Raw genomic sequence first — 10,432 nt, 5'->3', positions numbered from 1 at the left:
GACGGCGATTTGACGGTGCAGGTCAACCCGCGTTCGGAGCAGGACAGCTTCGGCAACGCCTTCCAGGGCATGATCGGCAATCTGCGCTCGATGATCGGCAACGTCAAAGAGGCCGCCGGCCAGGTGGCCACCTCCGCCGACGAGATCTCCGCTTCCTCGATGCAGATCACCGAAGGCGCCAAGACCCAGAGCACCTCCACCGAAGAGACCTCCGCCACCATGGTGGAGATGGCGGCGCAGATCGACAGCGTCGCCCAGAGCTCCGGCGCTCTGGCCTCCAACGTCGACCAGACCTCCGCCTCGATTCAGGAGATGGGCGCTTCCATCGAGCAGGGCGCCCGCAGCGCCGAGGAATTGCTCACCTCGGTGGAGGAAACCTCCGCCACCATCGAGGAGATGACCGCCTCCATCAACTCCATCGAGGGCAAGGTGCAGGTGGTGGACAAGGTCTCCCGCTCCGCCGCGCAGCTCGCCGCGGACGGCGGCGAAGAGCTTTCCAACGTGATCATGGGCATCGGCACCTCGAGCAAGGACATCGGCAAGATCGTCCGGATCATCGAGGACATCGCCGACCAGACCAATCTGCTGGCCCTCAACGCCGCCATCGAGGCCGCCCACGCCGGCGAGGCGGGCAAGGGCTTCGCGGTGGTGGCGGACGAGGTCAAGCGGCTGGCGGAGCGCTCGGTCAACTCCACCCGCGAAATCACCGGCTTCATCGATCGGGTGCAGCAGGATACGGAGCAGGCGGTGGAGCTGACCCGCACGGTGCTCAACGACATCGTCCAGTCGGTGAAGAAGACCACCGATCTGGTGGCGGAGGTCTATGCCGCCACCCAGGAGCAGAGCGGCGGCGCTCAGCAGATCGTCACCACCGCTCTCAACATGCAGAACGTCACCCGCCAGCTGGCCTACGCTGCCAAGGAGCAGGCCAACGGCGCCGGCGACATCATGCGCGCTGTCGAGATGATGAACCAGATGACCCAGCAAGTGGCGGACGGGAGCCGGGAGCAGAAGCAGGGAGGCGATCTGGTGGTCAAGGCGGTGGAGCGCATCGCCCAGGTGGCGCAGCAGAATCTGACCTCCGCCGAGCAGCTTTCCTCCGCCACCCTGGCCCTGGCCAACGAGGCGGACCGGCTGCAGAAGATGGCGGAAGTCTTCCGTCTCTAACCCACCTGGGGCAGAGGTCGTGCGCTGATTCCGGCGGCCCTGCGCCGCCGTTGCTCGGACTCCCGAGCCCGCCGTCCCGGCGGCTCTCAGCTCTCGAAGCCGGTCGAGCTCCGCCCCTTCCCGGCGCCCGACTCCCGCCTCAGGTCGCCAAGGCGTCCCCCCGGGGGCGCAAGGAGCTCTCGCCCTGAAGGCCTCGACCCTCGTAGAGATTGCCCAGCGCCACGCCGAGGAACGCGGCGAACGGCGCCTCTACGGCTTTTTGACGGACGGCGAGAGAGCCTCCCGGCAGCTGACCTTCGGTGGACTCCATCGCCGCGCCACCCACCTGGCCCGGCGCCTCCGCCAGCACGACCTCACCGGCCGGCCGGTGCTGCTGGCCCTGCCGCCGGGGCTGGAGCTCCCCGTCGCTCTCTTCGCCTGTTTCTATGCCGGGGCCATTGCGGTGCCAGTACCGCCGCCGGGCAGGGGAGCGGATCGGTTGCAGGGGATCGCCGCGGACTGCGGTGCCGCGGCGGCCCTGGTGCTCGCCGGCGAAGGCCTAACGCCGGAGGGACTGGCGCCGGAGGGACTGGCGTCGGACGGACTCGCGCCGGAGCTGCTGCGGCTGGAGGTGCCGTTGGTAGATGGTCCCGGGCCTGGGGGCGAGGAGCGGGACGAGGCTCCGCAGTCGGTCTCGGAGATCGAATGGGGGCCGCCCCATCCCAAGACGGTAGCGCTGCTCCAATACACCTCCGGCTCCACCGCCGAGCCTCGGGGGGTGGTGGTGACGCACCAGAACCTGCTCAGCAACCAGCGAGCCATCCGCCGGTGTTTCGGCTCCAGCGACCGGGACGTAGTGGCCAGCTGGCTACCGCCGCACCACGACATGGGGCTCATCGGCACCCTTCTGCATCCCCTCTTCCTCGGCGCCAGCGCCTGGCTCATGTCCCCCACCTCCTTCCTGCGCCGGCCGGCGCGCTGGCTGCGCATGATCTCTCGCCATCGGGCGACCCTCAGCGGCGCGCCCAACTTTGCCTATCGGCTGTGCGCCGAGAGCCTGTCGGAGGAGGACAAGGAAGGTCTGGATCTCTCCTCCTGGCGTGTCGCCTTCTGCGGCGCCGAACCGGTGCAGGCGGCAACCCTGGAACGCTTCCGGCGGGCCTTCGCCGGCCAAGGCTTCTCCTCCCGGGCGCTGCTGCCGTGCTATGGGCTGGCGGAATCGACTCTCTTGGTGAGCGGTGTCGCCCACGAGGAGGCCCCGCGCATTCTCGAGCTCGATGCCGCGGCTCTGGAGCAGCAGCGGGTGGAGGCCTGGAGTCCGGGAGATTCCGAGGCCCCGGCCGTTTCTCCTCCTCACGAGAGGCCGGAGCGCCGCCGGCTAGTGTCCTGCGGCCCTCCGGATCGGCGGCAGCAGCTTCTGGTGGTCAATCCGGCCACCGGCGAGCCCCTGGGACCGGGGCAGGTGGGGGAGTTGTGGCTGCGAGGGCCGTCGGTGGCGCAGGGCTATTGGCGCCGCCCGTCGGCCACCGCCGAGCTCTTCCACGCGCTGCCGGCGGCGGGCCCCACCGAATCTCCCCGGGGTTATTTGCGCACCGGGGACCTCGGATTCCTGGAGTCCGGGGAGCTTTTCCTCACCGGGCGCCTCAAGGATTTGATCATCCTGCGCGGGCGCAACATCCACCCTCAGGACGTGGAGGAGATCGCCGGAGCCGCGGATCCTCGCCTGGCGGTGGGCGCGGCGGCGGCCTTCGGGGTGGATCGAGAGGGTCGGGGAGAAGGGCTGGTGGTGGTGCAGGAGCTGGACCGTGGTCACCGGCGCATGGCCCAGGAGCTCCAAGATGGCGGGTCGCCGGAGCTCCCTCGGCGGTTGGCGGAGGAGGTGGCGCGGGGGTTGGGCGCGGCGGCGACCGTAGTGTTGGTGCCGCCGGCTTCAATACCCCGCACCAGCAGCGGCAAGGTTCGCCGGGGCGAGTGCCGGCGTCGATATCTGGCCGGGGAGCTGACGGTGTTGGCGCAGGCCCGGCGGGCACCGGAAACCGGTGCCGCCGAAGATGTTGGCGTCGGCGGAGCTCCGGAGAGCGGTAGCGTCGAAGCTGGCACCTTCGAGGCTGGCACCTTCGAGGCTGGCACCTTCGAGGCTGGCACCTTCGAGGCCGAATTTGTCGAGGCTGGGCCCGCCGAGGCCGACCTGGTCAAAGTTGGGGCTGGTGAGAACGGGACCCTCGAGGCGAGGGTAGACCAGGTCTCGCGGGAGCTGGAAACCCGGCTGGTGGCGGAGGTCGCTCGGCGTCTGGGAGTCGATGTGGCGGCGGTGGATCCCCGGCGCTCCCTGGCCGCCCACGGCCTCGACTCCCTGGCGGCGGCGCAGCTGGAGGGCTGGATCGAAGACACCCTGGACCGGGATCTGAGGAGCTTCGAGGCCCTCGCCGCGGATTCCATCGGCGAGCTGGCTCGCCGCCTGGCGCAGACACCGAAGCAACGGCGGGAGGCGGTGTCCGGGGGTGGCGAGGTCGAGCTACCCCTCACCGCCGGGCAGCGGGCCCTCTACTTCCTGCAGCGGCTGGAGCCGGAGAGCACCGCCTACCACCTCGCCGTGGCCTTGGAGGCTCGGCCGGAGAGGGCGGGAGAGGAGGGCGAGCCTTCGTCCCGGTTGGATCTGGACCGCTTCGGCGGAGCCTTGGCTCGATGGCTGATCCAACGCCACGAGACCCTGGGGGCGACCTTCACCGCCCCCGGCGGCGTTCCCCGGCAGCGGTTGGGGGGCACGGTGGTGGATTGGGAGTCGTGGGGGGATCTGGATTCCGGCGAGGCCGGTGAGGAGGAGCTGCAGCGGCGTCTCGAAGCCGCGGCCCGGGAGCGCTTCGAGCTGGAGAAGGGAACGCCCTGGCGGCTCCGCGGCTGGCGCCGGGGAGGAACCGTGGGTTGGCTGCTGGTGGTGCACCATCTGGTAGCGGATCTGGCGTCCATGGAGTTGCTGGTGGAGGAAGTGCTGCGCTGGACCGCCGCCGCCTTGGCCGCCGGTGATCCCGAGCCCTGGCTGCGAGAACCCTGGAGCCGCCTGTCGCTGCCGGCTGTGCGTTCTTGGGCCTCGGAGGTGCGCTCCCGAGAACGCTGGCTGCGCAGCGAAGCGGCGCGGCGGGAGCTCGATTTCTGGCGCCGGCGGCTGACTCCGCCACCCCAACCCTTGGCCCTGCCCACGGATCGCCCGCGGCGAGACGGCAACGGCCTCGGGGGGCGGACCTTCCGGACTCTGTCTCCCGATCTCGTGGACCGGCTGGAGGGCGCGGCGGCGGCCTGGGCGGTCACGCCCTTCGCCATCTTGACCACGGCCTGGGAAGTACTCCTGGCCCGCTGGTCGGAGCAGTGGAGCTTCGCCCTGGGGACCATCGCCGGCGAGCATCGCCGGCCGCCGGATTCCGCTGGTTACCGGGTCAATCCGTTGGTGTTGCGCTCCGTGGCGGCTCCGGGCAAGCCGTTCTCAGAGGTGGTGGAGGAGACCAGCAGCGAGGTCCTGCAGGCTCTGGCCCACCGGCGTTATCCCTTCCAGCAAGTGGTGGATCAGCTGGAGGTCCCCCGGGGCAATACCCGTTCGCCCCTTTTCCAGGCGCTGGTGGGCTTTCAGCGGCCTCCGGGGCGTCGGCTGGCGGTGGGCGAGCTGCTCTTGGGCACCGACGGTGGGCCGTTCCCTTGGACCGTCGCCACGTCGGGGGAATGGGCTGCCGAGACCGAGGTCCTGGAGTCCGATCCTCGCCGAGGCCCGACTGCCTCCGGCCGTCCTTCGGAGGGCCATCGGCTCCAGGTCCGTTCTCTGGCGGTGGATCCCGGCGGAGCCCAATTCGATCTCTCCCTGCTGGCGGCTCCGGTGATCGATCACCGGGGAGAAGCCGCGGCGGCCGGCCAGTCTCGGCGAGCCTGGATGCTCCGTCTGGAACGCGACGCGGACCTCTTCGACGCCACCACCGCCCATCGCCTGCTGCGCCAGTTGGAGACCCTTCTGACCGCTGGGCTCCGGCAGCCGGCGTCGCCGGTAAGCCGACTGCCGCTGCTCACCGCGGGGGAAAGGCATCAACTGCGGTTGGAGAGCGCGGATACCGCCGTGGAATGGCGGGGCTGGCGGGATGGCCTCGGGGCGGTGCCGCGGGTCCCCGCCTGGGTAGCTCGTCACGCCCGCCGGCAGCCCGGGGCGGTGGCCTTGCGCTGGTTTCGTGGGGGAGGGGAGACCGAGGAGCAGGTCAGCTACGGGGAGCTCTGGCTGCGGGTCCAGGCCCTCGCCGGACTGTTGAGCCGCCGCGGGGCAGGGGCCGAGACCGTGGTGGCGACGCTGCTGGAGCGGGGCCCTCGGCGGGTCGTAGCGCTCCTCGCCATCCTCCAGGCCGGCGCCGCCTACCTGCCCCTGGATCCCCTGGGCCCGGCGCGGCGGTGGGGCGACTGCCTGGAGGATTCGGCGGCGCTGTTGGTGCTCGGGGAGGGACCGCTGCCGGTGGACGTGCCGGCTCACCGCTACCTCGATCTGGAGGCCTGGGAGGCTCCCTACTCCGCCACCGGTATTGCCACGGAGGCGGACGAAGGGGGGAGCGTCGGCGGCATCGACGATGCTGCCGCCGCCTACGTGCTCTACACCTCCGGATCCACCGGCCGGCCGAAGGCGGTGATCAATACCCACGGTGCACTGCTCAATCGTCTGCTGTGGATGCAGCGGGCATTTCCTCTGGGGACCGAGGATCGGGTTTTGCACAAGACTGCGGCGACCTTCGACGTCTCCCTGTGGGAGCTGTTGTGGCCCCTGCTGGCGGGAGCTCAGATGGTGCTGGCGCCTCCGGGCAGCCACCGTGACAGCACTCGGATGGCGGAGCTGATGGCCCGCCAGGACATTACCGTGGCCCATTTCGTGCCCTCCATGCTGGCGGTTTGGATCGACGAACCGGCGGTGGCTCACTGTCGGCGGCTGCATTGGGTCATCGCCAGCGGCGAGGCCCTGCCGCGGACTCTTGAACAGCGGTGTCGGATGAAGCTTCCTCGGAGGGCGGAGTTGCACAACCTCTATGGACCGACCGAGGCGGCCATCGACGTCACCGCCTGGCGCTGCGGTGAGACGCTGGAGCTCGAGGACGAGCCGGTGCCCATCGGCCGTCCCATCGCCAATCTCTATCTGCGCCTGTTAGATCCCCGCTGGTGGCCGGTGGCCCTTGGGACCACCGGTGAGCTGGCCATCGGCGGCGTAGGGTTGGCTCGGGGTTACCTCGGCGAACCTCGCCGGACCGCCGAGAGCTTCATCCCCGACGGCGAAGCGCCGGTGCCCGGGGCCCGGCTGTATCTCACCGGTGATCTCGGTCTTCGCCGCCGGGACGGCGCGGTGGTTTTCCTGCGCCGTCGGGACCAACAGATCAAGGTGCGCGGCCAGCGTCTGGAGCCCGGAGAGGTGGAGAACGCTCTCCTCGGGCACCCGGCGGTGGCGGCGGCGGCGGTGGTGTGGCTTCAGGGCAGCCCGTCGGGGGGCGGGAGACCCTTGCTCAGAGCCGCCGCGGGAGCGCCCGGGGAGGGCACGGGGGGCGTTCCGGTGGCGGATATGTCGGGAATGCGCCGCTTCACCAACCGCCGGCAAGGGGTCGGCCAGCTGGTGGCCTACGTGGAGCCTGCCGCCGGCGAAGATGGGCTGCCGGGAGAGTTGGAGGAGCAAATGCGGGGCTACCTGGCGGGGCGTCTGCCGGCCTACATGGTGCCAGCGATCTTCGTTCCTTTGCCGGTGCTGCCCCGTACAGCCAGCGGCAAGGTCGATCGCCGCTCTCTGCCGCCACCACCCCGGCGCAGCTCTCGGCGGAGGCCGCCCTCCGGGCCGATGACGGAGGCGGAGACGGCGTTGCTGGAGGCCTGGCGGCGGGTCTTGGGGGTGCAGGACCCCGGCGTCGACGATGATTTCTTCCGCCTCGGCGGCGACTCCATTCTCAGTCTGCGGGTACGGTCCGAGCTGGCGGCCCTGGGGTGGCAGGTGGAGCTGGAGGAGATCTACCGCTTTACCGGCGCCCGGGCTCTGGCGGAGCGTCTGCAGCGATCTCCGGAGCTCGAGGAGGGGATGCCGGGGATGGAGCCTTCCTCCACGCTGGTGCCGGGGCCCTTCGAGCTGATCTCCGAGGCGGACCGGCGGCGATTACCGCAGGGCGTGGAGGCCGCCTTTCCGCTGGCCAGCGCCCAGCAGGGGGTGCTCTTCCACGCTCAGTTCGAGCCTTCCTCGCCGCTCTATCGCAATATCTTCCTCTGCCGGTTGGAGGGCCCGGCGGAACCCTCGCTCTTGCGTCAGGCAGTGGCTCAGTGCATCCAGCGCCACGAGATGCTGCGCACCGGATTCGATTGGGCCACGTACTCCCAGCCTTTGCAATGGGTGGCTCGGGAGGCGCCGGCGAAGGTGGAGGTGTTGGACTTTCGGTCTCCGGCGGAGCAATCCCCGCAGTGGCAGGTGGAGCGCTTCCTGGAAGAAGAGCAGCGCCGTCCTCTCGACTGGCTGCGCCCCCCCTTGGTGCGCTTCTTCCTGTTGCGCCTGCCGCGGGGCGAGATGATGGTCGCTCTGAGCTTCTTGGACGCGGTACTGGACGGCTGGAGCGCCGCGTCGCTGATGACCGAAGTCTTGTTGCGCTACGACCGCCAGCTGAGCGCCAGCGTGCCACCGGAGCTGCCGCCGCCGGCCCCGTTCCGCGCCTTCATCGCCGCCGAGCTGGAGGCGGAGGAGAGCCCGGCCCGGGAGTTCTGGCAGCGCACGCTGTCTGGGGCGGCGGCGCAGCGGCTACCCCGTTGGTACGAGGCCTCGGCGGCGGAGGGCGTGGAGGTGCTCAGCCTGGAAGTGTCGGAGCAGCGGCGGGCGGCGCTGGAGGCATTGGGGGAGAGCGCCGGTGGCTCTCTCAAACACGCGTTGTTGGCGGCCCACGGGCTGGCCTTGGGGCGTCTCGGAGGAACTCGGGAGGTGGTCACGGTGGTGGAGTCCAACGGCCGGCCCGGGCTCCCCGGTGCCGCCGCCACCCTCGGTATGCACATGAACCTGCTTCCGTTGCGCCTCGACCTGGAAGGCGGCGGGCCTCGGGAGCTGGTGAGCCGAGTGTGGCAGACGGAGCGCGACGCCTGGCCGCACCGGCGGTATCCCTTCGCCATGCTGCAGGGGCAGTGGGGTAAGGAGAACCTGGTGGACGTGGTGTTCAACTTCACCCACTTCCACGTGCTGGAGCGCGCTCAGGATCTCCAAAGCCTGCGTTGGAAGGACGCCGCCGGCCTCGACCGCACGCACTTCCCGTTGCGCGCGGACTTCAATCTGCACCCCGTCAACGGACGGCTGGAGCTCAGCCTGACGGCGGATCAGCGCCGCGTCGGTTCTGCTCAGCTGCGCTCGTTGAGAGGATTCTTCGACCGCGCCCTGGAGCTCCTGGCCACCGGCGGCGAAGGCCCGCTGGATTGCCGGGATTTGCTCAGCGCGGCTCAGCGTCACCAGCTGACGGTGGAGTCCGTCGGTCCGGCGCCGGTGTTGCCCTCGGTGCCGGTGATGACCGAGATCCTCCGTGTCGCCGCCGCTCGTCCGTCGGCACCGGCGGTGCGCCGGGCTGAGGAACGCCTCACCTATGGGGAGCTGGTGGAGGGAAGCGGACGACTGGCGGCCCGCCTGCGGTCGATGGGTTTGGGGCCGGGGAGCGTTGTCGGTTTGGCGGTGCGCCGGTCGCTGCAGCTACCGGTGGCGCTGCTCGGCGTGTTGCGGGCCGGCGCCGCCTATCTGCCCCTGGACCCGACCTATCCTCGCCGGCGCTTGGAGGCCATGGCCGCCGACGCCGGGCTGACGGTGGTGGTGACAGAGTCGGGCTTGCTGCCGGAGGAGCTACTCCGGGGCTGGACGACGGTGAACCTTCGGTCCGAGGCTTGGTCCTCGTCAGAAGCGGGCCGAGCTGACGAGGTGCAAGAGCTAGGCGAATTCGCACTGGAGAATCTTGCCTATATCTTGTATACTTCCGGCTCTGCCGGTGCTCCCAAGGGAGTGCAGGTCCGGCATCGTTCCCTATCCAACCTGGTGACGGCCATGGCGACCGTGCTTCCCTACGGTGGCGATACGGTCGCGCTCACCACCCTCAGCTTCGACATCTCGATCCTGGAGCTTCTGGCGCCGCTGGCGACGGGAGGCTGCGTGTGGATCGCCGACGAAGAAGAGGTTCACGACGGACACCGGCTGGCGGAGTTGATCCGCCGGGTGAAGCCGCGGTGGCTGCAAGCCACGCCGGCGACCTGGCGCATGCTCCTGGCAGCGGGCTGGATGCCGCCCACCGGATTGCGCATCCTCAGCGGTGGGGAAGCTCTGCCGCCGGATCTGGCCAAGGAGCTCCTGGCCACCGGGGATGTGTGGAATCTCTACGGTCCCACCGAGACCACCGTGTGGTCGTCGGCGCAACGGGTGGAGGAGGTGGAGGCGCCGGTGGCCATCGGTCGGCCCTTGGCTCACACCCGTTTCTACGTGCTGGACGCCCATCGGCGGCCGGTGCCCACGGGAGTGGTAGGAGAGCTGTTCATCGGTGGGGAAGGGCTGGCCCGGGGCTATCTCCGGCGCCCTGGCCTCACCGCCGACCGTTTCGTGCCGGATCCCTGGTGCACCGAGGATTCTCCAGGGGACCGGCTCTACCGCACCGGCGACCTGGTGCGCTGGGATGCCCGCGGACGCCTGCGCTTCCTCGGGCGCCGCGACCGGCAAGTCAAGCTCCACGGCTACCGCATCGAGTTGGGAGAGGTGGCGTCGGCTCTGGAGGAACATCCGGAGGTGGCGCAGGCGGTGGTGGTGCTGCGGAGCGTGGTGGCGACCGAGGATGGCCAGGGGAACGAGCTGGCCGAGAAGCGGCAGGAGTTGGTGGCCTACGTCTTACCCGCCGGAGGCTCTCTGGTGCGGCCGGCGCGGCTTCGCGAGTACCTACACCAGCGGTTGCCCCGCTTCATGGTTCCCCGACGGGTGATCTCGGTGGAGGAAATGCCGCTCACCACCAGCGGCAAGATCGACGTCCAGCGGCTGCCCGCGCCGCGCAGCCGAAGACCTTCGGCTCGCCAGCTGCAGGCCATCCTGAATCGAGTGGAGACTTTGAGCGAGGCTCAGGCACGTCAGCACCTCGAAGCCACCACCACCGCGGTCCTGGGAACCGCGGAGCAAGAAGACGGCGAAAATGGCGAATGAGCTTTCCTGTCTATTTATGAAAGCGAATTATATCAATACGCGAGTCATCTTGTTGCAACAAACTCCTGTCCCGGTTGGTCGATTCTTAGACACCGATTATCAGTG

2 protein-coding genes are annotated in these 10,432 nt (G+C 69.7%); both read left to right on the top strand.

All coding sequences use genetic code 11. The features are described from left to right. Positions 1-1,167, top strand: a 1,167-nt coding sequence (locus tag SX243_10460) for a methyl-accepting chemotaxis protein (protein MDY7093379.1), incomplete at its 5' end; no start/stop codon positions are given. Positions 1,168-1,351: 184 nt separating this feature from the next. Further along, positions 1,352-10,327: an amino acid adenylation domain-containing protein gene (locus tag SX243_10455; GenBank protein ID MDY7093378.1), complete on the top strand. Its 8,976-nt coding sequence runs from the start codon at positions 1,352-1,354 to the stop codon at positions 10,325-10,327. Positions 10,328-10,432: the final 105 nt, after the last annotated feature.

Source organism: Acidobacteriota bacterium (assembly GCA_034211275.1).
Lineage (GTDB): Bacteria > Acidobacteriota > Thermoanaerobaculia > Multivoradales > JAHZIX01 > JAGQSE01.
This window is presented reverse-complemented; position numbering and strand designations above follow the sequence as displayed.